25 protein-coding genes and 2 tRNA genes are annotated in these 26,467 nt (G+C 66.1%); 17 read left to right on the forward strand and 10 right to left on the reverse strand.

The window, feature by feature from the left end; all coding sequences use genetic code 11:
- Positions 1-15: 15 nt before the first annotated feature.
- Complete coding sequence (locus M0R89_RS08795; protein ID WP_248652173.1) at positions 16-1,992, reverse strand: aconitate hydratase; 1,977 nt, start codon at positions 1,990-1,992, stop codon at positions 16-18.
- Between the two features lie 167 nt (positions 1,993-2,159).
- Here M0R89_RS08795 and M0R89_RS08800 point away from each other — a divergent pair, with 167 nt between their 5' ends.
- Together M0R89_RS08800 and M0R89_RS08805 are read left to right on the forward strand one after the other, a co-directional pair.
- Positions 2,160-2,654 (forward strand): deoxyuridine 5'-triphosphate nucleotidohydrolase, encoded by a 495-nt coding sequence (locus M0R89_RS08800; protein ID WP_248652174.1) that lies wholly within the window; start codon positions 2,160-2,162, stop codon positions 2,652-2,654.
- A gap of 183 nt (positions 2,655-2,837) precedes the next feature.
- Positions 2,838-4,598: a S8 family serine peptidase gene (locus tag M0R89_RS08805; protein ID WP_248652175.1), complete on the forward strand. Its 1,761-nt coding sequence runs from the start codon at positions 2,838-2,840 to the stop codon at positions 4,596-4,598.
- A gap of 156 nt (positions 4,599-4,754) precedes the next feature.
- On the opposite strand, the gene trpB is transcribed toward M0R89_RS08805, so the two are convergent.
- The gene (gene trpB / locus M0R89_RS08810) at positions 4,755-5,927 is read right to left on the reverse strand and encodes a tryptophan synthase subunit beta (RefSeq protein ID WP_248652176.1); all 1,173 of its coding nucleotides are present in this window, start codon (positions 5,925-5,927) and stop codon (positions 4,755-4,757) included.
- Positions 5,928-6,022: 95 nt separating this feature from the next.
- Between trpB and M0R89_RS08815 the strand changes: the two genes are divergently transcribed.
- Positions 6,023-6,415, forward strand: a complete 393-nt coding sequence (locus M0R89_RS08815; protein ID WP_248652177.1) for a hypothetical protein — start codon at positions 6,023-6,025, stop codon at positions 6,413-6,415.
- Between the two features lie 7 nt (positions 6,416-6,422).
- Here the strand turns inward: M0R89_RS08815 and M0R89_RS08820 are convergent, their stop codons facing one another.
- Positions 6,423-7,640 carry an NAD(P)/FAD-dependent oxidoreductase gene (locus tag M0R89_RS08820; RefSeq protein ID WP_248652178.1) on the reverse strand — a complete coding sequence of 406 codons (1,218 nt, stop codon included), beginning with the start codon at positions 7,638-7,640 and terminating at the stop codon, positions 6,423-6,425.
- Between the two features lie 327 nt (positions 7,641-7,967).
- Here M0R89_RS08820 and M0R89_RS08825 point away from each other — a divergent pair, with 327 nt between their 5' ends.
- The 4 genes from M0R89_RS08825 to M0R89_RS08840 all read left to right on the forward strand — a co-directional run bounded on the left by M0R89_RS08825 (position 7,968) and on the right by M0R89_RS08840 (position 12,044).
- On the forward strand, positions 7,968-8,267 hold the full coding sequence (locus M0R89_RS08825; RefSeq protein WP_248652179.1) for a DUF5789 family protein: 300 nt from the start codon (positions 7,968-7,970) through the stop codon (positions 8,265-8,267).
- Positions 8,268-8,642: 375 nt separating this feature from the next.
- Positions 8,643-10,187 carry an alpha,alpha-trehalose-phosphate synthase (UDP-forming) gene (locus M0R89_RS08830; RefSeq protein WP_248652180.1) on the forward strand — a complete coding sequence of 515 codons (1,545 nt, stop codon included), beginning with the start codon at positions 8,643-8,645 and terminating at the stop codon, positions 10,185-10,187.
- 39 nt (positions 10,188-10,226) lie between these two features.
- A complete protein-coding gene (otsB, locus tag M0R89_RS08835; protein ID WP_248652181.1) occupies positions 10,227-11,162 on the forward strand; it encodes a trehalose-phosphatase in 936 nt (311 codons plus the stop codon).
- 150 nt (positions 11,163-11,312) lie between these two features.
- Positions 11,313-12,044, forward strand: a complete 732-nt coding sequence (locus M0R89_RS08840; protein ID WP_248652182.1) for a hypothetical protein — start codon at positions 11,313-11,315, stop codon at positions 12,042-12,044.
- Positions 12,045-12,146: 102 nt separating this feature from the next.
- Here M0R89_RS08840 and M0R89_RS08845 read toward each other — a convergent pair whose 3' ends face one another.
- Entirely contained in the window at positions 12,147-14,111 is a 1,965-nt protein-coding gene (locus M0R89_RS08845) for an ABC transporter ATP-binding protein (RefSeq protein WP_248652183.1), read from the reverse strand.
- A 205-nt stretch (positions 14,112-14,316) separates the two neighbouring features.
- Positions 14,317-14,586, reverse strand: a complete 270-nt coding sequence (locus tag M0R89_RS08850; protein WP_248652184.1) for a DUF7538 family protein — start codon at positions 14,584-14,586, stop codon at positions 14,317-14,319.
- 92 nt (positions 14,587-14,678) lie between these two features.
- Between M0R89_RS08850 and M0R89_RS08855 the strand changes: the two genes are divergently transcribed.
- Positions 14,679-14,752, forward strand: a tRNA-Val gene (locus tag M0R89_RS08855).
- Between the two features lie 195 nt (positions 14,753-14,947).
- Here M0R89_RS08855 and M0R89_RS08860 read toward each other — a convergent pair.
- Positions 14,948-16,219, reverse strand: a complete 1,272-nt coding sequence (locus M0R89_RS08860) for an outer membrane protein assembly factor BamB family protein (RefSeq protein WP_248652185.1) — start codon at positions 16,217-16,219, stop codon at positions 14,948-14,950.
- Positions 16,220-17,059: 840 nt separating this feature from the next.
- Between M0R89_RS08860 and M0R89_RS08865 the strand changes: the two genes are divergently transcribed.
- Entirely contained in the window at positions 17,060-18,259 is a 1,200-nt protein-coding gene (locus M0R89_RS08865) for a Cdc6/Cdc18 family protein (RefSeq protein WP_248652186.1), read from the forward strand.
- A 160-nt stretch (positions 18,260-18,419) separates the two neighbouring features.
- Here M0R89_RS08865 and M0R89_RS08870 read toward each other — a convergent pair whose 3' ends face one another.
- Positions 18,420-18,833, reverse strand: coding sequence for an ABC transporter permease subunit (locus M0R89_RS08870; RefSeq protein WP_248652187.1), 414 nt, complete (start codon positions 18,831-18,833; stop codon positions 18,420-18,422).
- Positions 18,834-19,206: 373 nt separating this feature from the next.
- Between M0R89_RS08870 and M0R89_RS08875 the strand changes: the two genes are divergently transcribed.
- Entirely contained in the window at positions 19,207-19,755 is a 549-nt protein-coding gene (locus M0R89_RS08875; protein ID WP_248652188.1) for a hypothetical protein, read from the forward strand.
- Here the strand turns inward: M0R89_RS08875 and M0R89_RS23385 are convergent.
- Positions 19,752-19,859, reverse strand: coding sequence for a zinc ribbon domain-containing protein (locus M0R89_RS23385; protein WP_303657514.1), 108 nt, complete (start codon positions 19,857-19,859; stop codon positions 19,752-19,754). The genes M0R89_RS08875 and M0R89_RS23385 overlap by 4 nt on opposite strands.
- Positions 19,860-19,959: 100 nt before the next feature.
- Between M0R89_RS23385 and M0R89_RS08880 the strand changes: the two genes are divergently transcribed.
- A tRNA-Phe gene (locus M0R89_RS08880) sits at positions 19,960-20,033 on the forward strand.
- A 275-nt stretch (positions 20,034-20,308) separates the two neighbouring features.
- On the opposite strand, the gene M0R89_RS08885 is transcribed toward M0R89_RS08880, so the two are convergent.
- Positions 20,309-20,626: a DUF2892 domain-containing protein gene (locus M0R89_RS08885; RefSeq protein WP_248652189.1), complete on the reverse strand. Its 318-nt coding sequence runs from the start codon at positions 20,624-20,626 to the stop codon at positions 20,309-20,311.
- 322 nt (positions 20,627-20,948) lie between these two features.
- Between M0R89_RS08885 and fer the strand changes: the two genes are divergently transcribed.
- From fer to M0R89_RS08900, 3 genes are all read left to right on the forward strand, one after another.
- Positions 20,949-21,653 carry a ferredoxin Fer gene (gene fer, locus M0R89_RS08890; protein WP_248652190.1) on the forward strand — a complete coding sequence of 235 codons (705 nt, stop codon included), beginning with the start codon at positions 20,949-20,951 and terminating at the stop codon, positions 21,651-21,653.
- Between the two features lie 67 nt (positions 21,654-21,720).
- Positions 21,721-22,389, forward strand: coding sequence for a hypothetical protein (locus M0R89_RS08895; RefSeq protein WP_248652191.1), 669 nt, complete (start codon positions 21,721-21,723; stop codon positions 22,387-22,389).
- Positions 22,390-22,518: 129 nt separating this feature from the next.
- Positions 22,519-22,713 (forward strand): cold-shock protein, encoded by a 195-nt coding sequence (locus M0R89_RS08900; RefSeq protein WP_128477337.1) that lies wholly within the window; start codon positions 22,519-22,521, stop codon positions 22,711-22,713.
- A 385-nt stretch (positions 22,714-23,098) separates the two neighbouring features.
- On the opposite strand, the gene M0R89_RS08905 is transcribed toward M0R89_RS08900, so the two are convergent.
- On the reverse strand, positions 23,099-23,947 hold the full coding sequence (locus tag M0R89_RS08905) for an aldo/keto reductase (RefSeq protein ID WP_248652192.1): 849 nt from the start codon (positions 23,945-23,947) through the stop codon (positions 23,099-23,101).
- Positions 23,948-24,131: 184 nt separating this feature from the next.
- Between M0R89_RS08905 and M0R89_RS08910 the strand changes: the two genes are divergently transcribed.
- The 3 genes from M0R89_RS08910 to M0R89_RS08920 all read left to right on the forward strand — a co-directional run bounded on the left by M0R89_RS08910 (position 24,132) and on the right by M0R89_RS08920 (position 26,448).
- On the forward strand, positions 24,132-24,995 hold the full coding sequence (locus tag M0R89_RS08910) for a hypothetical protein (protein WP_248652193.1): 864 nt from the start codon (positions 24,132-24,134) through the stop codon (positions 24,993-24,995).
- Between the two features lie 212 nt (positions 24,996-25,207).
- Complete coding sequence (locus tag M0R89_RS08915; protein WP_248652194.1) at positions 25,208-25,798, forward strand: metal-dependent hydrolase; 591 nt, start codon at positions 25,208-25,210, stop codon at positions 25,796-25,798.
- Between the two features lie 119 nt (positions 25,799-25,917).
- A complete protein-coding gene (locus tag M0R89_RS08920; protein ID WP_248652195.1) occupies positions 25,918-26,448 on the forward strand; it encodes a 50S ribosomal protein L16 in 531 nt (176 codons plus the stop codon).
- Positions 26,449-26,467 lie beyond the last annotated feature (19 nt).

Here is a 26,467-nt window from a genome sequence, read left to right on the forward strand (position 1 = left end):
CAATAGTTCTGCCCTTTAGTCGTCCGCGGGGGTCGCGCCGGAGCTACCGCCTTCGGCCTGCTTCTTCGTGTGCGAGAGCTTGCCACCGTCGGCGAGAATCTGGCGCTCGCGGTCGGAGGCGTCGAGGTGGGCCGTCGCCTCCCAGTTGTCGTTGACCCGAACCGTGAACTCTTCCTTCCCGGAGCGGACCGCTTCGGCCACGTCGTCCACGATTTCGATGTCGTCGCCCTGGTCGATCTTCTCGTAGGTCTCCTCGTCGATGGTCAGCGGGATGAGACCGAAGTTGAAGAGGTTCGCCTTGTGGATGCGGGCGAAGCTCTGGGCGAGGACGCCCTCGACGCCGAGGTACATCGGGCAGAGCGCCGCGTGTTCGCGCGAGCTACCCTGACCGTAGTTCTCACCGGCCACGAGGAAGCCGCCGTCGGACTGCTTGGCGCGGTCGGCGAACTGGTCGTCCACGCGCGAGAGGGTGAACTCCGAGAGCTTCGGGATGTTCGACCGGAACTTCAGGATGTCGCTGGTCGCCGGAATGATGTGGTCGGTCGTGATGTTGTCCTCCATCTTCAGGAGGTTCGGTCCCTGCAGGTCCGAGCCCATCTCGTCTTTCAGCGGCACGTCGCCGATGTTCGGCCCCTTGATGAGTTCGTCGTCTGGCGCCTCGTCGGGCGCGATGAGGTCGGCCTTGCTGCCCGTGTACTTCTCGGGCATCTCGAAGCCGGGGTCCTCGAGGTCGCCGAGTTCGTCGGCGAGGTCGCGCGGGTCGATGATTTCGCCCTTGATGGCCGCCGCGGTGGCGACTTCGGGCGAACAGAGGTAGACGTTGTCGTCCTCGATGCCCGAGCGACCCTCGAAGTTGCGGTTGAACGTCCGGAGCGAGACGGAGTCGCTGGCCGGGACGTGACCGATGCCGATACAGGCACCGCAGGTCGCCTCGGAGAAGTTGACCCCCGCGGCCATCATCTCGGAGACCCAGCCCTCCTTCGCGAGCATCTCGGAGGCCTGCTTGGAACCGGGCGCGACGATCATCTCGGTCGTCTTGTTCGTCTCGCGGCCCTCGAGCATCTTGGCGGCCGGGAGGATGTCCTCGTAGGCGCCGTTGGTGCAGGACCCAATCATGACCTGGTCGACTTCCGTGCCCTCGACTTCGCGGACGGGCACGACGTTGTCGGGCATCGACGGCTTGGCGATGAGCGGTTCGAGGTCGCCGAGGTCGATGGTGATCTGGTCGGCGTAGTCGGCGTCCTCGTCGGGACCGATCTCGACGTACTCGTCGCCGCGGCCGAGGCGTTCGAGGTAGTCCTTCGTGTTCTCGTCGGTCGGGAAGATCGAGGAGGTCGCGCCGAGTTCGGTACCCATGTTGGTGATGGTCGTCCGCTCGGGGACCGAGAGGCTCTCGACGCCCGGACCGGTGTACTCGAAGATTTTGCCGACGCCGCCCTTCACGCTGAGGCGTCGGAGCATCTCGAGGATGACGTCCTTCGCGGTGGCCCACTCGGGGAGTTCGCCTTCGAGTCGCACGTTCACGACTTCCGGCATCTCGATGTAGTACGCGCCGCCGCCCATGGCGACCGTCACGTCGAGACCGCCGGAACCGATGGCGAGTTCGCCCAGTCCGCCGGGGGTCGGCGTGTGGGAGTCCGAACCCAGCATCGTCTTGCCGGGCGCGGCGAAGTTCTCCTTGTGAACGTTGTGACAGATACCGTTCCCGGGTCGGGAGAAGTGCGCGCCGTAGGTGCCCGCGGCCGACCGGAGGAAGCGGTGGTCGTCGGTGTTCTTGAAGTCGAACTGGTAGGTCTGGTGGTCGCAGTACTGCGCGGCCAGTTCCGTCTGCACTTCGTCGAGTCCCAGCGCCTCGAACTGAAGCCAGACGAGCGTCCCTGTCGTGTCCTGTGTCAGGACCTGATCGATCTCGATGCCGATCTCCTCACCGGTTTCGAGGTCGCCCTCGACGAGGTGGTCCTCCAGAATTTTTTCCGTTAACGTCTGTCCCATATCGACCGAATATCGACCCTCCAAGCGTATAAATCCCGCGTGTTTCCGTTCCTGACGGCGGTTGTAAATCCCGACGCCGTGCGGCAAAAATTGTACGAACCGGTCGCTGGTCCCACGACCGATTCGGTTCCGTCAACGCTATGGTTCCCCGGTGGAACCGAACGCACATGTTCGAAAGCGGTCGCTTCGTCGCCGAACACGTTTCCGACGCCGCCGCCGACCAGATTCAGCCCAACGGCGTGGACCTCACGCTGGAGGCGGTGTACGAACAGCGCGAACCCGGACGCATCGGTCGAGACGGGAAGGAAGTCGGGGAGCGCCGAGAACTCGAAACCGAGCAGGTGGCCGACGACGCGCCCGAGGCGTACTATCTCACCTCCGGCGGCTACGTCGTCCAGTACGCCGAGACGGTCGAGATTCCCGAGAACCACGTCGGCTACATCTATCCCCGGTCGTCGCTCCTGCGCAACTCTTGCATGCTGAACACCGCGGTCTGGGACGCCGGTTACGAGGGCAAGGGCGAGGGCCTGCTCGAAGTTCACCACGACATCGAAATCGAGCGCGGCGCGCGCATCGCCCAACTCGTCCTCGCGGAGGCCGACCACGACGGCACCTACGACGGGTCGTATCAGGGCGAGAACGTCGGCCTCGACGAGTTCTGAGCCTCGAACGCGACTCCGGTACTCCTCGAATCGTTTCCTAATTTCAGCCTCCTAATCGTTTCACTTTTTAAGTTTACATCGAATTCGTTTCGGCCCGGTGAAACGGAAATAACGTTTTAATTACCGAGTCAGGGAAGCCAAATTCGCATGTCCGACAGAGCGAAGTTTGACCGTAGAACGTTCGTGAAGACGACCGGTGCCGCGGGGGTCTCCGCCGCGCTCCCGTTCAGCGGTACCGGTAGCGCCGCGAGCACCGACGACGCCATCGACGACTCCTTCGACCTCTCGACGACCGGCCTCAAGGAGGCCCTCGTCGTCTTCGAGTCGAACGAGCAGGTGGACCGCCTGCGCCATCTCGACCTCGAAAGCGGCTATCACCGGTTCGAGGTGCTCCCCATCGGCTACACCGAACTGACGACCGACCAGATTCGGACCGTGGCCGACTGGGCCGAAGTCCGCTACGTTCAGAAGAACGTCGAACTGGAGTACCACAACGACGACGCGCGCTCGACCACGGACGCCGACGCGGTCCACGCCGATCTCGGTTACACCGGGTCGGGCGCCCACTCGGTCGTCATCGACTCGGGCGTCGACGGCGACCACCCCGACCTGAAGGACGACCTCGTGGGCAACTGGCGCTACGTCAACCCCCTCTCCAGCACCGAGGACACGATGTGGGAGGAGGTCGGGTCGCTGGACACCGACGACAACGGCCACGGCACCCACTGCTCCGGTTCGATTACCGGGTCCGGCGAGAAGAGCGACGGGCAGTACAAGGGACTGGCACCCGACGCCGACCTCACCGTCTACTCGGCGGGCCTGACCCTGCTCATCGTCAAACCCGTCGCGGCGTACGACCACCTGCTCTCGCGCGTCCGCGCCGGCGAAATCGACGTACAGGTCGTCTCCAACTCCTACGGCGCGTCGGGCGGCCCCGACTTCAATCCCGACGACGCGATGAACGTGGCGACGTGGCACGCGTTCAACGAGGGCATCCTGCCGCTGTTCTCGGCGGGCAACTCCGGGCCGGGCACGAACACGCTCAACCCCTACGCCACAGCGCCCCACGTCCTCGGCGTGGCCGCCACCGACGACCAGAAGAAGGTCACCGACTTCTCCTCGCGCGGCCGGTCGCCGAGTTACGACGGGCCGACCAACTACAAGCGCAAGAAGGCTCTCGACAATCTCTACGAGTACCACGCCGCGGACAAGACCGAGACGCAGGTCGATTCCGGGAGCTACTCCGGTACCGTGGACGCGACGGCGAGCGCGTACCACGAGTGGGACGCCCCGAGCAAGGCCGGTTACGTCGAGGCCACGCTGTCGTGGACGCCCAGCGCCGAAGACATCGACTTCTACCTCCACGAAGGGAGCAGAGACGGACCGGTCGTCGCCAGCAGCGCGTCGCTGAACAACCCCGAGGAACTCGCCGGACAGATAGAGGGCGGGAAGACCTACTACTTCGAGGTCCGGCCCTTCGCCAGCGTGGCCGCCGACTACGCCGTCGAGTTCACCGCCTACGAGGGCATCACCCGCGACGTGACGCCGCTGGGCGTCTACCGCAACGGCGTCGGCGCGACGGGCAAGCTGGTGATGAGCACGCTCGCGCCCAGCGACCCGCTCCAGAGCTACGCCGCGACCGACGGTGACGCCGACGACGTGGACACCGAGGACTACTACGGCCGCATCAGCGGGACCAGCATGTCGTGTCCCGTCACCGCGGGTGCCGCCACCCTCCTCGTGGACGCCTACTACCAGAACCACGAGGAGTACCCCGACCCCATCGACGTGCTGAACACCGTCGAGGCGACGGCGAAGGACTACCACGACAGCTACACCGTCGAGAGCATGGGCGCTGGCTTCGTGGACGCCTACGACGCGGTCCGGCGGGCCGAGTCCGGCGACTGGGCCTCCTTCGGTGAGGTGAAACTCGTAGACGACTAGCGAGTCGCCAGTAATCACCCGACTTCTCGAATTTTTCCGGAGGGGCTCGTCACGAACCGGAACAGACCCCGGGCTGAATCCGACAACCGTGCGAGAGTCGAGTTCCGGTGATGGCGAACTAATGGCGACGACTCCGCTCTATCCCACTCGACTCCGTTATCCGAGGTCGAACATCTCGGCGGCCTGCTCCATGTCCTTGTCGCCCCGGCCGCTCAGGTTCACCAGAATCACGTCCTCGTCGTCCATGTCGGCGGCGAGTTCCTCGGCGAGCGCGATTGCGTGGCTGGATTCGAGCGCGGGGATGATGCCCTCCAGTTCCGAGAGTTTCCGGAAGGCGTCGAGCGCGTCGTCGTCCTCGACCGCCCGGTAGTCGCACCGGCCGACAGCCTCGAACATGGCGTGTTCGGGCCCGACGGCGGGGTAGTCCAACCCCGCCGAGACCGAGTGGACCTCGGTGTCCTCGTCCAGCGTCCGGGTCTTCATGCCGTGTTTCACGCCCTCCTCGCCCTCCGCGAGCGGTGCGGCGTGCCGCCCCGAGCCTTCGCCCTCTCCGCCGCCCTCCGCGCCGTAGAACTCCACGTCGTCGTTCCGGAAGGCGTGGAACAGACCGATGGCGTTCGACCCGCCGCCGACGCAGGCCACCGCCGCGTCGGGGAGTTGTCCCGCCTTCTGCTGAATCTGGTCGCGGGCCTCGCGGCCGATGACCGACTGGAACTCCCTGACCATCCGCGGGAAGGGGTCGGGACCGACTGCGGAACCCACCAGATAGTGGGTGTCCTCCATGTTCTCCGCGAAGTCTTCGAGCGCCACGTCCACCGCGTCGGCGAGGCCGGCCCCGCCCCGCGTGACCTCGGTGACTTCCGCGCCCATCAGGCGCATCCGGAAGACGTTCATCCGCTGACGTTTGGCGTCCTTCTCGCCCATGTAAATCTCGGTGTCGATGCCCAACAGCGCGCCAACCATCGCGGTGGCGACCCCGTGCTGGCCCGCGCCGGTCTCGGCGATGAGTCGGGTCTTGCCCGCCTCCTCGGCGAGGATGGCCTGCCCGAGGCAGTTGTTTATCTTGTGGGCGCCGCCGTGGAGCAGGTCCTCGCGCTTGAGATAGATTTGCGCGCCGAACTCCTCGGAGAGTCGCTCGGCGTGGAAGACGGGCGTCGGTCGTCCCGCGAAGTCTTCGAGGTAGCCACGGAACCGCTCGCGGAAGCGGTCGGTGTCGTGAATCTCGTCGAAGGCCGCGGCGAGTCGGTCGAGCGGTTCCTCCATCGGTTCCGGGACGTGACGGCCGCCGAATCCCTCGAAGTCGCCGGAGTTCGTGTCTTCCGTTGGCATGCACCATCGTTGCGCGTCGGTGTATATAAATGTGCGATTCCGCACAGGAGGACGAACGGAAAAGACGGATTACGGACGCGAGAGAAACCGACCGCATGGTTCCCGACCGACTCTCGCCGCTGGCCCTCGCGCTCCTGCTCGTCACTGCCGGATGCGCGGAAACGCTCCGGAGTTCGTCTCCCACCGGTCAAGGACAGTTCCACGCGGTCGCAGTCACCGAACCCCCGGCGAACGCGACCGTCGTGGCGTACGCCGACGAGCGCGTGGCGCGAAACCAGTATCTCCGGCGGGCGGTGCGACGCGCCGCCGCGAACGACTCCGAGTCGGTCGTCAGGGTCCCCGAGGCGGACGTTGCGCGAACGAAAGACGACGTGGCCGCGTTGCCGGGATACGGGCTGAACGCGTCCAGTTCGTCCGAACACCGATGGGGAATCTACGTCCGCCGCGGAGACACCGTCGTCAACGTCCAGTTCGTCGTCCTGCAGTGACTCGCGGTCACGCCACGTTCCGCTCTTCGAGCAACGCTCCGCGCTCGAACCGGTCGCTCCCCAGCGCCGAGATATCGACCAGCGAGGCCTCGCCGTCGAAGACGAGTTCCGCCACGAGTTTCCCGGTGGCGGGCGCGTGCTGGAAGCCGTGGCCCGAGAAGCCGACCGCCTGCACGAACCCCGGCACGCTCTCCTCCACGACGGGGTGGTGGTCGGGGGTCACGGCGTAGAGTCCGGCCCACCCCCGGCGAATCTCGGAGTCCGGCCCGAAGTAGGTCGCGCAGTCGCCGGCGCGCTCGACGGCCTCGGCCGCCCAGTCGAGGTCCATCTTCCGGTCGAAGCCGTCGGGGTCGCAGTCGGGGTCCGCGTCGGAGGTGCCGCCGCTCGCGATTTCGTCGCTCGCGCTCTCCGAGGAACGCCGCTCCTCGCCCCGAAAGTGCCCGCCGACGAGCGCCTTCCCCTCGCGCTCTGGCCGGAAGTGTGACCCGGTGTCGAGGTCGACGGTGAGCGGCACGTCCTCGGGGACGGGCGTCTCGGGGTCCGCGACGAGTATCTGTCTGCGCTTGGGCGCGACCGGAATCTCGACGCCCGCCGTCGCGGCGACCCGCCGCGCCCACGGTCCCGCGGCGTTGACCACGAAGTCGGCGTCGCGGCGTTCGGTCGTCTTCCCCGCGGCGGTCAGGCCGGTCACGCCCTCGCCGTCGCGGTGAATCTCGGTGACGGCGGTCCGAGTCCGAATCTCCGCGCCCGACTCGCGGGCCGCCTCGGCGAACCCCTGCAGCGCGAGGTGCGGGTCGGCGAACCCGTCGGTCGGCGAGTAGGTCGCCGCGACGAACTCCTCGGCGCGCAGTCCGGGGCAGTGTTCGGTCGCCTCCTCGGGGTCGAGAAGAACGCTCGGCACGCCGCGGTCGTTCTGCAGGGCGACCTGCTCTTCGAACGCACGAGCGGTCGCCTCCTCGCGGGCCGCGAAGAGGTAGCCCGGCCGCCGGTACGCGATGTCGGTGCCGAACTCGGCCTCGAACTCCTCCCAGACCGCCATGCTCGCCACCGACAGTTCGACGTTGACGGGCGTCGAGAACTGCGCGCGGATGCCGCCGACCGACCGCTCGGTGCTCCCGTTCCCGAGCGACCCCTTCTCGTAGACGGTCACGTCGGCACCCCGCTCGGCGAGGTAGTGGGCGCTGGCGAGGCCCACGATACCGCCCCCCACGATAGCGACGTTCATATCTCCTCGTCGGTGGCGCGGCGGTTAATCGTTGCCCCGCGCGACGGAGGCGACGAGACAGTCGCAGGCGCGGCGGTCTACCCGCCGTGGCTAAATCGTCGGTCCCGACACTCTCTCCCGACTCGGCGCGTGCGAACGCGCCCGCCGGTGGCTTCGGATGCGGTGCTATGCGGTAGACACGACCGACCGCGGCGTCGCTCGAACCCGAAACGAACTCCCAGACCTAACTCTACCGTTCCTTAAACGATATAGAATCACTTCAAGACCTTGTAGGCACGTCTTAAAATGGCCACTGAACCTTTCCCCGCGAGTCCCGAATCAACGACGATGACAGATTCACACCGCGAACTGGGCGTCGAGTTCGGCGACCTCGCCGCGCACCTCGACGGCCACGAGTATCCGGCGACGATGCGGGAACTGACCGACGCGTACGGGGACTACGTCGTCGAGTACTCCGGCGGTTCCGAGAGCCTCCGGACCATGCTCGCGCCGTTCGACGACACCTACGAGTCGGCCAGCGAGGTCCGGCAGGCCGTCCTGAACGCGGTCGGACAGGGCGCGGTCGGCCGGAAGGGGTACACCGACCGCGGCGGGTTCGCTCCGGCGACGGACGACGTGTCGTTCTGAGCGCGAGCATCGCTTTCGGACGACGGTTTCGAACCGGCGATTCGGTGGTGAGGGGGCAGGTCGCGCCCGACGCGAGTCGCGGGGCGACTCGGCGCGGCGACCACTCGCGGACTCCTCGGAGACGCGACGGAACGGACGAAATCCCCCGTCGCTGGCCCGCTCGGCCGCGGTAATCCCGGATTAACCGGTCGTAACCCTGACCTGAACCGCCTTCCCGCTCGTTTCCGACCGCCGAACGCTCGTGAACGAACCTGAACGGACGACTACATTATCCCGACGTATCGGCAATCGTCTCACAGAAGACTCACCGAGGGCGGACGGTCGGGCCGTCGGACGACGGCCGGTCCGCCGGGAGACGGGAGAGATACGCTCAGGATGAACTCGAACACGACAGGGGCGACGGCCGAATCGGCCGCCGAGACAGTCGCCCGACTCTGCGACGACCGCGAGCTCGTCGTGGCATCGAACCGCGAACCGTACAGTCACGCCCGCGAGGACGGGGAACTCACCGTTGACCGACCGGCGGGCGGCCTCACCGCCGCGCTCGACCCCGTGATGCAGGCCGCCGAAGGCACGTGGGTCGCGTGGGGCGACGGCGACGCCGACCGGGAGGTCGTCGGGCCGGACGACGCCGTGGCGGTGCCGCCCGAGGACCCTTCCTACGACCTCAGGCGCGTCTGGTTGACCGACGAGCAGGTCGAGGGCTACTACCGGGGTTACAGCAATCGGGTCCTCTGGCCGGTGTGTCACCTCGATATCGCGAAGATGACTCCGCGCGAGGAGTTCTGGCGGGAGTACCGCGAGACCAACGCCGACTTCGCCGACGCGATTCTGGACTCGACCGACGGCGCGGACGGCGACCCCGTGGTCTGGTTTCAGGACTACCACCTCTCGCTGGCCCCGCGGACGGTCCGCGAGGCGCGTCCGGACGCCTTCCTCGCGCACTTCTGGCACATCCCGTGGCCGTCGTGGGACGTGTTCCGGGCGTGTCCCCAGTACGAGGCCCTGCTCGACGGTCTGCTCGCCAACGACCTCGTGGGCTTTCACACCGAGGAGTACTGCCGGAACTTCCTCGACTGCGCGGACGCCGGGACCGACGCCCGCGTGGACCGGTCGAGCGGGAGCGTCTCTTACCGGGGCCACCGCACCTTCGTCCGGTCGTTCCCGCTGGGCATCGACGCCGCCCGGCAGGCCGACCTCGCCGAGAGCGATGCCGCCGACGAGTGGTGGGCGCAGTTCCGCGAAGCACGCGGCATCGACCCGAGCGAGACCGTCGCTGTCGGCGTCGAGCGTCTCGACTACACCAAGGGCATTCCCGAGCGCCTCGCGGCGCTCGAACGCTTCTGGGAGGAGAACCCCGAGTGGCGCGGCGACCTCACGTACGTCCAGAAGGGGACCGAGAGCAGGTCGGGCATCGCGGCCTACGACGCGCTACAGGACCGGGTGGCCGACGCCGTCGAGCGCATCAACGACCGCTTCGGCACCGACGAGTGGACGCCGGTCGTCTACACGACCGACCACCTGCCCGAGGCGGGTATCGCGGCGCTCTACCGCGAGGCCGACCTCGGCCTCGTGACGCCGGTCCGGGACGGGATGAACCTCGTCGCCAAGGAGTTCGCCGCGGCCCAGACCCGCGACCCCGGCGTCCTCGTGCTGAGCGAACTCGCGGGCGCGACCGAGCAGTTGGGCGAGGAGTCCGTCCTCGTCCACCCCTACGACACCGCCGGTTTCGCCGACGCCATCGGCGAGGCGCTCTCGCTGTCGCGGGCCGAGCGCCGCCAGCGTACCGCCGACCTCCAGCGCGCGGTCCACGCCGAAGACGTGTACGACTGGCTGGAATCGACCTTCGAGACGGCGGCCGCCATCGAGCGCGGCCGTCGCTCGGTCCGGACGACCGGACCGCGACCGACCGACGACTGACGCCAGACCGGACTGGCGACCGACGACCACCGACACATCATGGTTCACCCTACCGAATCGGAACCGGACGACGACGCCGGTGACGACGACTCCGACGCCAGCACCGACGCCGAAACCACCCCGGACGCCACCGACCCGGCCCACGAGATTCCCGCTCTGCTCCGCGAGAACCTCTACGTCGTGGTCGAGGAACTGGTGGACCACGACGGTCTGCTGGTGGCGCTCGACTTCGACGGCACCTTGGCCGCCATCGAACACCGCCCCGAGGAGGCCGCGATTCCCGACCGGACCCGCGAGGCGGTCGCGGCGCTGGCCGACCATCCGAACGTCGAAGTCGCGGTCGTCAGCGGCCGGGAACTCGCCGACGTGCGCGAGCGAGTCGGCCTGCCCGACATCTCCTACGCCGGGAACCACGGCCTCGAAATCCACGCCGGAGAGTACGAGGTCCACCCGACCGCCCGCGACGCCGAGGAGGACATCGCCAGCCTCTGCGAGTTGCTGACCGACGAACTCGCCGAGATAGACGGCGTCATCGTCGAGAACAAGGGCGTGACCGCGACGGTTCACCACCGACTCGTGGACGACGAGGAGGTCCCCGTGGTCGAGAACGCGGTCGAGTCGCTCGTGGCCACCCGCGACGACGTGCGCCTGACCACCGGCAAGGACGTGCTGGAACTCCGGCCCGCGGTCGAGTGGGACAAGGGCGAGGCGGTCCGGGAACTCTACGACCAACTCGTCCCCGACGACGAGGAGTGGCTCCCCGTCTACGTCGGCGACGACACCACCGACGAGGCGGCGTTCAGCCTGCTCGGCGACCGCGGCCTCGGCGTCAAGGTCGGCGACGACCCCGGTACCGAGGCCCCGTACCGCGTGGCCGACCCCGACGCGGTCCGGGCGATACTCGCGTGGTTGAGCGACTACGGCGTCGAGTTCCTCGGGACCGACCACCACGGCGTTCCGGTCGGCACCGCGTGAGGACGCCGCCGTTCCCGATTCGAGCGCGTTCGGGCCCGTAGTCGCCTCGTCTTCTCCGTAACGTGCCGTTGAATCCGACGGTGCGCGCCGCGAACGATGTGAACGGTCGGCCCCGTTTATTCGCCGAATCGGTCAACTCTCGCACGACTCATGGCAACCGACGACGGCGACACCGACGAGGACCACCGCGAGAATCGCGTCGGACCGGACGAGGACCGCACGAGGTCGAACGAGAATCACGCGGGACCGGACGAGAATCGCGCCGGACCGGAGGACCGACCGGGCGCGCCAGACCCGACCGGGACCGACGACACCTACGCCAACGGGGGACGGGAGCCGAGCGCCCGGAACTCCGAGCGAACGGGGACCGACGACGCCCGACCGCCGGAGAACCGTCGGTACGGTTCGCAGGGGAAGGACGCGCCCGGAGACCGTCGATACGGCGCTCGACCGCCGAGCGGACGAGCGCCAGCGCGAGGCGGTGGGCAACCGGGGAAAGACGCTCGACCGCAGGCCGACTCGTCCGCCGAACGACCGAATCGCGGTCAAGCCGGGTCGAACCGGGAGTCCGAGACGCCGACTCGTCCTCCGGGCGAGACGCCGCCGAAGCGAACGCAACCGCTTCGGGAGCCCTCGGAGCGACCGGCGGCGGGCGACGAGCGCACTGCACCCGACCGCGCCGAGGGCGACACCGAAACCGACGAGGGCGGGGTGCCCAAGTACGGCGGTCTCTGGGACCGGAGTTGGGGACGCGAGCGTAGCGGTCGAGAACCGGAACGCGAGCAGACCCGGCGCGAGTACGAGCGGCAGTTCGACCGCCAGCAAGACCGTCAACGCGACTTCCAGCGTGACAAGAGCGGCGGGAAATACCGGCGTCGATAGACGCCGGGGAAACCGCCGTGGAAAGACGAGCAGCGGGAAATACCGGCGAAAATAGCGCGACCATGGTCGGTCGCGGCGGCCGTCGAGTCGGACTCGTCCGAATCAGTCGTCGGCGTCGGTCTCGACGCTGGCGGTCCGGCGGGCCGCGCGCTCGATGAACTCCTCGGGGAGTTCGTCTATCTCTCCGGCCTGCACGCCCCAGAGGTGGGCGTAGAGTCCGTCCTCGTCGAGGAGTTCCGCGTGGCTCCCGCGCTCCACGATTTTGCCGTCTTCGAGGACGACGATTTTGTCGGCGTCCTTGATGGTCGAGAGTCGGTGAGCGATGGCGAACGTGGTCCGGTCCTCGGTGAGGTCGTCCAGACTCCGCTGGATGAGCATCTCGGTCTCGGTGTCCACGTCGCTGGTCGCCTCGTCCAGCACGAGGATTTCGGGGTCTTTCAGGACCGCGCGGGCGATGGAGATGCGCTGGCGCTGGCCGCCCGAGAGTTTCACGCCGCGCTCGCCGACCTCGGTGTCGTAGCCCTCGGGCAGGTTCTGGATGAACTCGTGGGCCTCGGCGGCCTTCGCGGCCTCCACGATGTCCTCGTCGTCCACGTCGAAGGTGCCGTAGGCGATGTTCTCCTTGACCGTGCCGTAGAACATGAACGTGTCCTGGCTGACGTAGCCGATGGCCTGCCGGAGACTCGGTAGACTCACGTCCCGGAGGTCGGTGCCGTCGATGCGGATGGCGCCCTCGTCCACGTCGTACATCCGGAGCAGGAGTTTCAGGACCGTGGACTTGCCCGCGCCGGTCGGCCCGACGAGCGCGAGCGTGTCGCCGCCCGCCACGTCGAAACTCACGTCGTCGACGATGGTCTCGTCGTCGTCGTAGCCGAAGGTCACGTCCTCGTAGACGACTTCGCCGTCCTCGACGACGAGGTCGTCGGCGTCGGGTTCCTCCCGAATCCGACTCGGTTCGTCCATCAGCCCGAAGATTCGGGAACTCGACGCGTACGCGCGTTGGTACATATTAATGATGGAGCCGAACTGCGCCATCGGCCAGATGAACCGCTGGGTGAACAGGATGAACGTGACGAACTCGCCGGGTCTGAGCGTTCCGGTGAAGAACCACGGCCCCTCGCCGTTGAACACCCAGAGACCGCCGACGATGAAGGTGAGTGCGAATCCGAGTCCGGAGAGAATCTGGAGCGAGGGGAAGAACTTGATACGGGTGACGATGGCGCCCCAGTTCGAGTCGAAGTAGTCGTTCGACACGTCCTCTACCCGGTCGGACTCGTAGCTCTCGGTGTTGCTCGTCTTGATGACCTGAATCCCGCCGAGGTTGTTCTCCAGTCGGGAGTTGACGTTGCCGACCGCCGACCGAACGTCGGCGTACTTCGGCTGAATAATCTGGATGAACTTGTAGGTGAAGATAGCAATGAGCGGCACCGGCACCATCGCCACGAGTGCCAGTTGCCAGTTGATAGCGAAGAGGAAGGCCGCGATGGCGAGTACCATCACGCCGAGTCGGAACGCCGAGTTCATTCCGTCGTTGAGGAACCGTTCGAGTCGGTTCACGTCGTTCGACAGGATAGACATCATCTCGCCGGTCTGCTTGTCGGCGAAGAAGTCCATGTTCAGCCGCTGCATCTTGTCGTACGTGTCGGTCCGGATGTTGTGCTGGATGTTCTGGGCGAAGGAGTTCCAGCCCCAGTTTCGCGCCCAGTGGAACGCCGCGCCGACGCCGAACGCGGCCGCGACGACGCCGACCGAGAACCAGAACTGGCCGGTCCGTCCCGGTGGCGTGATAGATGCTATCAACCCGCTCGATACGAACGGCAACTGACCCGCCAGCGCGTCCGCGTACGGTATCTGGTTCGACTGTTCGCCGAACAACGAGTCGATGGCGACGCCGAGGATTACCGGCGGGAGCAGGTTCAGCACCCGCGCGAAGATGCTCGCCACGACGCCCGTGACGAACGCGAACGCGTTGTCGGACCCGTATTCGAGGAACAGCCGTTTCATCGGATTCTCGGCCTGCTCCCGTTGTTCCTCGAACGGGTCGTCTTCTTCGTCTGTGAGACTCATTATCATCGGGAAAAGGTTCGCGCGTTGAAAAACTTTCCTTCGAATCGAAACACCGGCGTCGTTGCGCAGAACTTCTTCATCGGACTTCGAAGTGATGCAGAGGCTGAACTTAGGAATATCGATAGTGTGTGAACGAGTGGCGAAGACGGGGTTTCCGGAGCGGAGGTGGACAGAGCGGAGGGAGACGGAGCGGATGGCTAACGTCCTACAGCGACTGGGACTCGACTTCGGGGTCCACGCCCGCCTCGGCCAAGTCCTGCCGGATGCGCTCTCGCAGGGGGTCGGGGACGGTACTGCGACCGACCGGCACCGCCGTCTCGCCGTCGCCCTTCACCTTCCAGTAGAGGACGCACTCGCTCGGTGCGTAGAACTCGATGCTGTAGTAGTCGCTCCCGCCTTGATAGTGGACACGGGCCGCGAACCCCTCGGCCTGCCAGCCGTCTCGCTCGGCGAGCGCCTCGACTCGTTCGTCCATACTCGGAGGTAGTCGGGCGGCTTGGTAGTGGTTACGAAAGCCGACCGAGAAGGTAACAGTTATTTCCGGCGAGCGAGTTGCTTCCGATACCGGGGTCCGTGGTCTAGTTGGTTATGACGCGGCCTTTACAAGGCTGAGGCCGGTGGTTCGAATCCGCCCGGACCCATCGATTCTAGCTGCGAACGAAGTGAGCAGTCGAATCTATCACAGAAGGGCGATTCGAGCCCTGAAAGTCGAGCGGAGCGAGTCTTTCTCTGGTTCGAATCCGCCCGGACCCACTCGAAACGAACGCGGAATCGGTTTTTCTCGTTCTCCATTTCGCACTCGGTTCCGCCGGACGACTCGACGAGTCGAGAATCGGTCACTCGCTGGACTCCAAGACGGTCAGCGTCGCCCCCGTCTCCCCGCTGCTCCCATACACCGGGAGGTAGAGTGCGTCGCCCACGGCCGCCGCGGGGAGCCCCACGTTACCCGGCAACCGGTGCGTCCAGCGGGGGTCGCCTGTCGCCGAGTCGAGCGCGTAGGTCGTCGCGTCTGTCGACGGTCGCTGCGGGTGTTCGGTCGTCACCACGACCGCACCGTCGACGACGACCGGCGTCGTTCGCAGATACCCGTCTTCGATTTCGAACTGCCACCGTTCGCTCCCGTCCGCCCACGAGAGCGCGCGGAGTTTCCGTCCGTCGGCGACGAACACCGTCTCGTCGCTCACGGCGAGTTCGCCGAGCCCGAAGTCCTCCATCGCGTGTCGCCACTGCTGGGTCCCCGTCGCGGCCTCGACGGCGTAGACAGCGCGCGTATCGCAGGCGAACAGGGTGTCGCCGTCCACCGCGAGACTGTGGAAGTTCTCGCCCTGCCGGTCGGCCCACAGTTCGTCGCCCGTTCCGACGTCGATTGCCGCGAGCAGCGACGACGCGTCGTCCTCGCTTTCGGGTCGGTCCCCCTCGTCGTAGACGGACCCGACGTACGCGGTTCCGTCGGCGACGGCCGGTTCCGCGAGGAAGACGTGGCCGTCCTTCGAGTAGCGCCAGCGCTCCTCGCCCCGCAGGTCGGCGGCGACGACGGCCTCCTGTTGGACGAAACAGACCCGGTCGCCCGCCGCCGCGACTGCCTCGTTCACCGACCCGTCGAGGTCGAGGTGCCACCGCTTCTCCCCGGTCCGAGCGTCGAGCGCGTGGAAGTGGTGTCTCCCGGCGTCTCCGACGTAAATCGAACCGCGGTGTACCGTCGGCGGGCAACCGGCGAACCCGCCGCCGAGCGCGGGCAGTCTCGTCTTCCACCGTCGGTCGCCCGTCTGGCGGTCGAACGCGTACACGCCCCCGGCGGCGTACTCCTCGTTGTGCTCGTCGAAGATACCGCCGCCGACGAACACCGTCTCGCCGACGACGGCGGGAGCCGTCACGCCGGCGGGGAGCGTCGCCTGCCAGCGCACCTGCGGGGCGTCGATGCTGACGCCGGCGTTCCGGCCGGTGTGGGCGGCGGTCCGCCCGAACTGCGCCCACGCTTCGGCGTCTTCGCCGGAGAGGGGTTCGGTCGGAGACGAGTCGGTCTTCGAGGGGCGGAGGGAGGGGAGACTGGAAGCACAGCCGGCGAGGCACGCGCTTCCGAGGGTAGCGAGGACCTGTCTGCGATTCATACGCTCTCGTGTCATCCGACTCGGATAAACGTTCCCCGAGTACGGTTCCCACGTCGAAATTGCCAGCAGTCGGAGTCGCCCGTGGTCAGATTCTCGAACGAATCGGACGGGAGAGTGGCTTTCGTCTGTTATCGCTGCCGAGCGTGTCTCCCGGGTTCGTCGGAACGGGGGAGTGAGAGTAGATTTCGTCTGTTCCGGGTCTCCCCGCGCCGACTCGTTCGGCGGTCGGAGAGTACGTTTCGTCTGTTCTTGGTACTCGTTCACGTGTCAGAGGAGCGTCCGGGGGAGCGATTGGAGAATCTCTGGGAGTGTCGAGGGAAGTGGTCCGAGAGTAGTTGGAGAGTGTCTCGGAGGACGTGATTCGGAGGTAATCGAGCCACAGAGTGAGAGTACGTTTCGTCTGTTCTCGCAAGCGGGGTCGGCCGCGGGGACGCCGGGGCGTGAGTGGATTTCGTCTGCTTTATTGGGGGACCGGCGAATGCTGAACTGTCGATGAACGCCGAGAGGTGTCGGCGGAACACGTGAGCCAAATGCTGAAGGGAGCGATGTCCACGGGGCAGACGGAAGACAGGAACGAGTCCAGAACAGACGGAGAGTACGTTTCGTCTGTTCTCGCGTGCGGAACTATCTGTCCGATTCGGGTACTCCTGAGGACTCGACCAAAACTGATAGTTTATATCTTCGTGTAGCGGCAAACCCGAACTCGGGCGCTCTCCCGTCCTTTCTCTCCCGTATTTCTCACGAAACGTACTCTCCCTCACGGACTTAAAGAGCGAGAAACAAACGAAACAGGAGAACGGTGGCTTTATATATTTTCTCTCGGAGGTTCGACCGAGAACAATGGGCGGGCTGTTCAGCGACGTCACGGACACCATCTTCCTCGACAAGGAAGTCCTCGAAGAGGAGTATCAGCCGGACGAAATCCTCGAACGCGAGGAGGAGATAGACGAGTACAAGGCCGCGTTCAAGGACGTCCTGTTCGGCAGGAACCCGTCGAACGTCATGCTCTACGGGAAGGCCGGCGTGGGGAAGACCGCGGTCACGCGCTACGTGCTGGAGGAACTCCAGACCGAGACCGACCAGCGCGAGGCGGCCGACGACCTCTACGTCCACCGCCACAACTGCAACGGCGACACGATGTTCAGTGCCGTCCGGACGCTCGTGAACGGACTCCTCCCGTCCGGGAGCGCGTCGTTCCCGAAGAAGGGGCTCTCGACGGCGGACGCGCTCGAGGAGTTCTACAGCCAACTCGACCGCCTCGGCGGGACCCACTTGGTGGTCTTGGACGAAATCGACCACCTGCAGGACGCCAACGAACTGCTCTACGAACTCCCTCGGGCCCGCGCGAACGACTACATCGCCGAGGCGAGAATCGGCGTCATCGGCATCAGCAACAACTACACCTTCAGACAGCGCCTCTCGGCGAAGGTCCAAGACGCGCTGAAGGAGGAGGAAATCTCGTTCAGCACGTACGACGCCAACGAACTCCGCGCGATTCTCCACGACCGCGCGGAGAAGGCGCTCTCGGACGACAGCTACTCCGACAGCGCCATCGCCAAGGCCGCCGCGGTCGCGGGACGCGACACGGGGAGCGCCCGGCAGGCCATCGACCTCCTCCGAAAGGGTGCGGAAATCGCCGAGCAGAACGACGAACCGATGGTCGAGGACGACCACATCGGACTCGCCCGCGAGGCCGTCAAGCGCGGCCGCCTACAGGACAAAATCGAGGACCAGTCGCTCCACGCCCGCCTCGTCCTCGAAGCGGTCGCCCGACTCGACCACGTCGGCGAGACGCCCGCCCGCTCGAAGGAGATAATGAAGATGTACCGCCGCGTGGCCGCCAAGCGCGCCGAGGAGCCGCTGACGACCCTGAAGAGCATCCAGAACCACCTCAGCGACCTCTACATGCTCGGGTTCCTGCTCCGCCGCGAGGAGAACGAGGGCCGGAAAGGCGGGTCGTACCACGAGTACGACCTCGACATGGACCCCGACGTCGTCTTCGAGGTCTGCGACGAACTGGACGAAGAAGAGGCGGTGTAGCGACCCCGTTCTTGCGACGGTCAAAGGGGCGCTCGGAACCGGGCGCGCCGGAAAACGGAACACGTTCGGAGGGCCGAAGAGGTCAGGCTGTCGGAGGGCCGAAGACCGTCAGCGAGTGGAAGGGCCGAAGACTGTCAACGCTCCCCGACGAACTACGGAATCAGTCGATGTCGGCGCGGGCGAACGAGAGGTAGCCGAGTGCGGGCGGGACGACCATCCACGCGAGCAGTACGACGACCACGGTGACGCCGCTGACCGACCCGCTCGTCTCGAACGCGCCGCCGGGGATGAGTCGGAGCGACCGAAAGTACGCCTCGGTGGGGCTCAGCGTGGTGAAGACCTGCCAGAGTCCGCCGGAGAACTGGACCCCGAGTAGCAGGTCCGCCGCACCGGCGATGACCTGGGGGACGGTGATGGGCGATATTCGCGACCAGAAGAGCGTGAACACGAAGTACATCACGACCGTGTTCGTCATCGCTCGGCTTCGACTGTCGCTCACGGCGGAGACGGCGACGCCGACGCCCACGTACGACCCCGCGAACAGGAGCGTCAGCCCACCGAACGCCGCAACCACGTCGAGTCGCGGCCGGGTGGTCGGTCACGTCGGAACTCAAGTCTCGAATCCCGCCCGTGTTCTCGATGCCGGCGTCGAGCGACCCGCGAATCGGGCGCAGGAACTCGTCGTCGGGGACGTTCGGGTTTCCCTTGTCCCGGTACTCCTCGCCGATGCGGAACACGTCCTCCATGTCTCCGACGAGAGAAGCGAACGGTATAGCTTCCTCGAGTCGGCCGCGCCTGCGAAGAGTGACGACGACCCCGACGGACTGCGTCTCGCGCTATTGTCGAATCGCCTACGAGCCATCAAACCTATATCACCCTACTCGTAAGCCCACGCCGATGTACTGGCACGCCAGCCTTCGGGTTGGTCCCCGCGACGGGGTGGTCCGGTGAGTCGGCGCGCGCTGGTCGCAGTGGTCGCGCTGGTCGGCGTCCTCGGTGCCGGGGTCCTGTTCGCCGGGGGGACCGACCTCGGCGGCGAGCCCGACACCGGCGCGGGCGACGCGACGGCGACCGACGCGACAGCGAGTACGACGACACCTGTGGCCGACACCGCGGGTGAATCGGGCGACACAAATGGCGAGACAGCGACGACGAGCATGACGAGTTCCGAGTACGCGTTCACCATCGAGAACATCGAGAAGTGTGGAAGCACCTGCCGGGACGTGACGGCGCGACTGACCAACTCCGGCGGCGAGACGCGCGAGAACGTCCGTGTCACGACTGCGATGCTCGCCGACGGCGAGGTGCTGTGGTCGGGCAACGAGTCGGTCGGCATCCTCGAACCCGGCGAGTCGCACGTCTCCACCGAGCGCGTAGACGTGGGCTTCGCCGGCGGGATGCAGATCAGCGCCAACGACGGCTACGTGACCATCGTCACCGTGGTCCGCTCCGAGAGCGGCACGACGCGCTTCGCCGAGCGCCGGAAGGTCGCTTAGCGCTCTTCGAGCGCGGTCCCGCAGTCCGGGCACTCGTCGTCGGCGATAGTGACCTGTGCGTCGCACTCGGGGCAGAAGTCGAGGTAGCAGGCGGGGTCGCCCATGTCGTTCGTGCGATTCGATGCCGAGGGACAAAGAGTTTGTCCCGCTGCCCTCGTGGTGTTTCGAAACGCTTTTCTCTTTCATGTGCCTCGTACCGAGTGCGCCGCCTTAGCTCAGACTGGGAGAGCACTCGACTGAAGATCGAGCTGTCCCCGGTTCAAATCCGGGAGGCGGCATCCGAAATTTACTCGTTCCTCGTTCGCCAGATAGCAACGCTTTCCGGCGATTATCTTTTGAAACCCGCCCTGAGCTGTGCAATTACTCATCCCTTGTACACGGCACCTGCAGACTTTGATACGCCAATATCCGTGGTTCTGAAAGCTCTAAAACTTCCAGACTGTCCCCAGATAAATCCCAAGGCGGCTGACGATCTACAAACTAAATCCCCGAGTAGAAGGAAGAAGGACCGATAGGTCGCGTCGCTCAGGGCTCTTTTAGAGCGAATTCATCGTTACCGGGCCGGTTCCAGACAGGCCTCGTGGACGGTCTCACCGTTCTCGTTCGGCGTCCGACGCTGTCCCGGACGGATGGGTTCGCCACAGACCGCACAGCGGAGCGTCGCGTCCGCCTCGCTCTCGCCGAACGTCCCCGTCAACTCGCCGGACCCCGCGGTGGCGTCGTATCCGAGCGCGAGTGCGCCGATACCGGCGAGCGTTCCGCTCAACCGCTTTCCTTTTCGAAGCGAACTAATCGCGACGACGGTCAGTGCGAGGGCGAGTACCGCACGGCCGAGTCGGCTGCGGTCGCCGACGTTCTTAGGTAACTCCATACGTAGCCATCGGGCTCTGCGCCCTTGTAGTTCATCGCCGACGCTGGCCCCGGACCGGTTCGGAGCTACGTGTGGACGACGACCGTGCTGCCGGCGAGGCCCCGAGGCGCTGGTTGTCGTCGCTCACGACCGACGTGACGATGCCGACGGGGTAGAAGATGGGAGCGCGTCCACGATTCGGAGGAGATTTCGGACGGCGGCCGCACCCCACGTAATCTCGGGCCCGTCCGCTTCGAGCAGTGACAGAGTCTGACGTGGGTCCCGATTACACGGCTCTGCACCGAGCCAAGGTTTATACTTCGGATTTCGCTAGGCAAACGTGATGGAGTCCCCGTTCGACGTGTTACTCGTCGACGACGACGCCGACGACGAGGAGATAGAGCAGGCGTACAGGCGACGGGTGAAGGAGGCCCACCCGGACCAAGGCGGGTCGGTCGAGGAGTTCCAGGCGGTCCGGCGGGCCTACGAGCGGATTCAGGCGGGCTACGAGGCAAACGGAAGCGCGGCCGAGGCGAACGGGACCGCGGCGGGAGCGGACGTCGAGACGTCGGACTTCGGGGCGGCAGACGGCCGGAGCAATCCGGAGCCGGAACCCGAACGCGCGTACTCTGAGGTCGAGTATCTCAACTACGACGTGCTGAGCGACTTCGGGTGGGAACCGGGGGACGACGACCTCTTCGGGAAGGCGGCCGCCGCGGACTTGGACGAGGTGGACTACGGGGCGTTCGAAGTCCACCCCGGCGAGTCGCTGCTCGAAGCCGCCGAGGACCGCGGTTTCGCGTGGCCGTTCGCGTGCCGCGGCGGAGCCTGCGCCAACTGCGCGGTTCTGCTCCTCGACGGCGAACTGTCGATGCCGGCCAGCCACGTCCTCCCCGAGGAGTTGATGGAGCGAGGGTTTCGGCTCTCCTGCAACGGCATGCCCATCACGGACGAGTTGAAGGTCGTCTACAACGTCAAGCACATGCCAGAACTCGACGACCTGCTGTTGCCGCCACAGCCGTTCGAGAACGCGTATCCCGACCGGTGAGGTCTTCGCGGGAAACGGAAGCCGGCCTGCCGAACCATTAACTACCGGCTCTGAGTACCCCTCGCGTATGAGAGCAGGCGTACTCGGCATCGTCCGGGACGACTTCGAGGTCGTAGATTCGTTTTCCGAAACCGTCGAGCGTAACGACAGAGAGTTAGAGCACGTCCTCGACGTGCGCCGGGTGTTCTCGCTCCCCGGCGGAGACGTCGCGTTCGAGGGTCGCGCCGCCGTCGAGCGCGTCGTGAACCGGACGACGACCGAACTCGACTACGGCGAGGTCAGAGTCGAGGAGACGCCTCGGACCGAGACGCGTGTGACGGAAGTAGTCGGCGTGCCCGGCGAGTTCGTCGTCGCCGGGAGCGGCAGGGGAACCTTCGCGTTCGACCTCGTAAGTCGGGATACGGGCGCGGACATCGAGCGCGCCACTCTCGATTTGAGCGCGCTCCTCGATGCTCAGCGCGACGCCGAACCGTGGAAAGCGGGCTTCCGCGAGGTGGACGGCGCGTGTGAGAACGGCGTCCTCCACGGGAGCGACCTACTGAGCGACGAACGACTCGAGGACCTGCTGGACGGCGCCGCGTTCAACCAGTTGGGCCTCGACTGTACGTACGACGACCGGTCGCTCAAGATGACCGCGGCCGAGAGCGGCTACGTCGAGGTGTACCGACCGTCGGAGTTCGAGACGGCCGAGTTCCTGCAGTACCTCCGCGATGCAGTCGTGCCCCACGCCGAGTGAGTTCCGTCGCCGCGTGAACTTCGTGACCGGCGGCCGAGCGCGAGTGCGTCCGCCGAATCAGATTCCCGTGGTCGTGCTATCCTCTCTCTCGGAAGCCTTATCCCTTAGACGGCTCTCTCTACAGTTGCAATGGCGAAAGGAACGGTTGATTTCTTCAACGACACGGGCGGTTACGGCTTTATTGACACTGAGGACGAGGACGAGGACGTTTTCTTCCACATGGAGGACGTTGGCGGCCCGGACCTCGAAGAGGGAACGGAAATCGAGTTCGACATCGAGCAGGCTGACAAGGGTCCGCGAGCGACCAACGTCCAGCGACTGTAATTCGGTCGGACTTTCGAATACGATTACTTCATTTTTCGAGCGCAGTACGATTCGATAGCGATTGCGCCGGATAATCGGTTACGAGCGACACTTACGAGCGATATCTACGGGGTAGCGCGTGGGCGTGTGAAAACGAGCGTTCCCACGTAGTGCGTCCGCCTTCGGACTCGCAGTCTCGTCTTTCGACAGTTGGCGACGACGAAGCGCCTCGCCGACGAGTACGGCGCGGCCTCCGCGGTTCCGGTCTTCGCCAGCGACGAGATTCCTTCGTCGCCCTCGAACTGCTCTTCGCGGTGTTCGGGTCTGGCTGGCGTTCGAGTAGGGCAGTCGCCGGTACCGGTGGCGAAGTCGCTTCGAGATAGACGTTCTCGACTGAGTCGACTCGTTACTCACTCAGCCGGTTCATCTCGTCGTCCGAGAGTTCGACCGCGCTCGCCGCGACGTTCTGCTCCAGATGGTCCACGCTGGAAGTGCCCGGAATCGGGATGGTCACGGGCGAGCGCTGGAGAAGCCACGCCAGCGCCACCTGTCGTGGGGTCGCGTCGTGATTCTCCGCGACGTCCTCCAGCACGGACTTCTTTTCGTCCAACTCGCCGCCGCCGATGGGGAAGTACGAGATGAAGCCGATTCCGGCCTCCTCGCAGGCCTCCAGCACGTCCTCGTGGTCGCGGTTGCCGACGTTGTACTCGTTCTGGACCGTCGCGACATCGACCACGTCGCGGGCCTCGTCCAACTGCTCGACCGAGACGTTGCTCAGGCCGACGTGGTCCACGAGTCCGTCGTCCTTCAACTCGGCGAACGCGTTCACCGCGTCCTCGAACGAGCAGTCCACGTCGGGGGTGTGCAACTGATAGAGGTCGATGCTCTCGACGCCCAGTCTGTCGATGCTGGTGAGGACTTGGTTCCGGAAGTAGTCGGGACCGCCGTGAGGAATCCAGTCGCCCGAGCGGTTGCGCAGCAGTCCGGCCTTGGTCCCGACGACGGCGTCGTCGGGGTCGAGCGCCTCGCCGACGAGTCGCTCGCTGACCCCCGGCCCGTAGGAGTCTGCGGTGTCCACGAAGTCGACGTTCATATCGACCGCGCGCCGGAGGACGTCGTGGGCCTCGTCCTCGTCGTCCGGCCGACCGATGATGTCTTCGCCGGTGAGTCGCATCGCACCGTACCCGAGGCGGTGGACCGTCAGTTCGCCGCCGATGTCGAACGTGTCGCTCTGGTTCTCGCTGACTTCGACCATACCGTTTCTGCGCCGGGTGCGTCAATAGTGGTTCTGGCGGGCCACTTCGTTGCCGGTTCCGCGGGGGACTTCCGTGTCCGTTCCGCGGTCGGGGACTCCCGGTCCCGCACTCTGACCCCGGAGCTTCGAGTTCGGGTCTCCCGTGCCGGAGCCTTTTGTCGGTCGCGCTCGAATAGAGTCCCGAATGAGCGACGCTTCCGCGCGACTCGACCCGTCGGCAGACGCCGAGGCGTTCGGCTACTCCCGGTCGGCGGTCGCGGCCGACCTCGCGGCCATCGCGGCGGTCGCACTCGTCCTCGTGGGCGTCGAGGTCCTGCTTCCCCCGGCGGTCCACGCCCGACTCGCGTTCGACCACGCCGCGCTCGACCCACACACCCTGCTGACCGCGGCGTACGTCCACGCCGACTTCGGGCACCTGCTGAACAACCTCGGCGGGTACGTCTCGCTCTCGCTCGTGACCTATCTCGTCTGTCTGCAGGCCGACCGCCGGGCGTGGTTCCGACGGACGTTCCCCGTCTTCCTCCTGTTACTCCCCGTCGCGGTCAACCTCACCAGCTACGTCATCCTCGAAACTCGGTTCCCCGGCGCGTCACCCGTCTCGCGCGGGTTCTCGGGCGTGGTCGCCGGATTCGGCGGCTTCCTGTTGGCCGCCGTGGCGGTCCACCTCCGGCGGAGCTACTCCCGCGAGACCGTGTTCTTCGTCGGCCAGTTCGCGGTCCTGCTCCTGCTCGGGGAACTGCTCTGGATTTACGCCGGGCGGGTGAGTCTCCTCGAAGGCGGAGCGGTAGCGCTCGGTCTCGCGCTCGCCGTCTCGGGCATCGTCTCGCGGGCGCACGGCCGGACCTACGGCGACGCCTACTTCCGGCAGGTCGGCCTCGACCTGCTGTACGTCGCGCTGGTGTTCGCGCTGCTCGTCTGGCTCGTCTACGGCCTCTTCCCGGCCGACCCGACCGCGGACGGCACGTTCACGAACATCTTCGCCCACGGCGCGGGGTTCGTCGAGGGCGGTCTGCTGGCGGCGCTGACGCTGGTCTCGGTCCGGCCCTGAAGCGACGACGCTCGTCGGACCTGTCTCGTCCGCCGCACTCGCCTTACTCCCCTTATCCACTGCACTTTCTCATCCACTACACTCTCATCCACTGCATTCTCCTCATACGCCGCACCCTCCTCACCGCCGTACTCTCTTCACCCGCCGCGTCTGAAATTTCGTCCTCGGGCGAGCAACAGGTTTGAGTACGCGCGACGCCTACTCCGGGTACGATGATGGCGACCACGCACGCCCTGTTCGGGATGGCGCTCGGAGCGGTCGCGCTGTTCGTCGCGCCCGAGTACGCCGCGGTCGCAATCGCGGCGGGCGGGGTCGGCGGCCTGTTCCCCGACCTCGACCTCGCGGGTGACCACCGCAAGGACCTCCACTTCCCGGTGTACTACTCGTTCGCGGCGGCTCCGGCGCTCGCGCTGGCGGTTCTCGCACCCTCCGCAACCACCGTCGCGGCGGGGGTCTTCCTCGCGTCCGCGGCGCTCCACGCCGCCGGGGACGCCCTCGGCGGGGGACTCGAACTCCGGCCGTGGGAGGCGACCTCCGAGGAAGCCGTCTACGACCACTTCCACGGCCGGTGGGTCGCGCCCCGGCGCTGGATTCGCTACGACGGCGCGCCCGAGGACCTGCTGGCGGCGGCCGCCTTCGCGCTTCCGGGCGTGCTGTACGCCGAACCGCTCCAGCGGGTCGTTCTGTTGCTTCTGGGCGTCTCGATGGTCTACGCTCTCGTCCGGAAGCGCCTCGTGGACCTCGGCGAACTCCTCGCCGACCGACTCCCGACCGGACTCGCCGCGTACGTGCCAATCGACTGAACTTCCGGCGCGGCCGTGCGAGGCGTTCACGAGGGTTTGGGCCCCGAACGACGCCGAATCGCCCTACCGTGCATCGAAGGGTTTATCCGCCGCGTGACCCTCAGACTCCAGTAATAACCATGTCGGACAAACCCGCCTCGATGTACCGGGAGATCAGCAAGCCGCCGTACACCCGACGCGAGTACATCACCGGCATCCCCGGTTCGAAGATTGCACAGCACCAGATGGGCGACCTCGAAGCCGACCAGGACGACTATCCCATCCAGATCAGCCTCGTCACCGAGGAGGAGTGCCAGATTCGCCACGGCGCGCTCGAAGCGTCGCGCCTGTCGGCCAATCGCCACCTCCTGAAGGAACTCGGCGAGGGCAACTACAAGATGATGCTCCGCAAGTTCCCCCACCACGTCATCCGGGAGAACAAGCAGGCGACCGGCGCGGGTGCGGACCGCGTCTCCGACGGGATGCGACAGGCCTTCGGGAAGGTCGTCGGGACCGCCGCCCGAATCCCACGCAACGACCGCATCTTCACCGCGTGGTGCGAACCCGAGCAGGCGCCCGTCGTGAAGGACGCGCTCCGCCGCGCCTACAACAAGATTTCGCCGCCGTGCCGCGTCAAGGTCGAGAAGGGCGAGAAGCTTCTCGTCGCGTAAGCCGACGCGCGCTCTTTTC

It is taken from the genome of Halorussus limi (genome assembly GCF_023238205.1).
GTDB classification, from domain to species: Archaea; Halobacteriota; Halobacteria; order Halobacteriales; family Haladaptataceae; genus Halorussus; species Halorussus limi.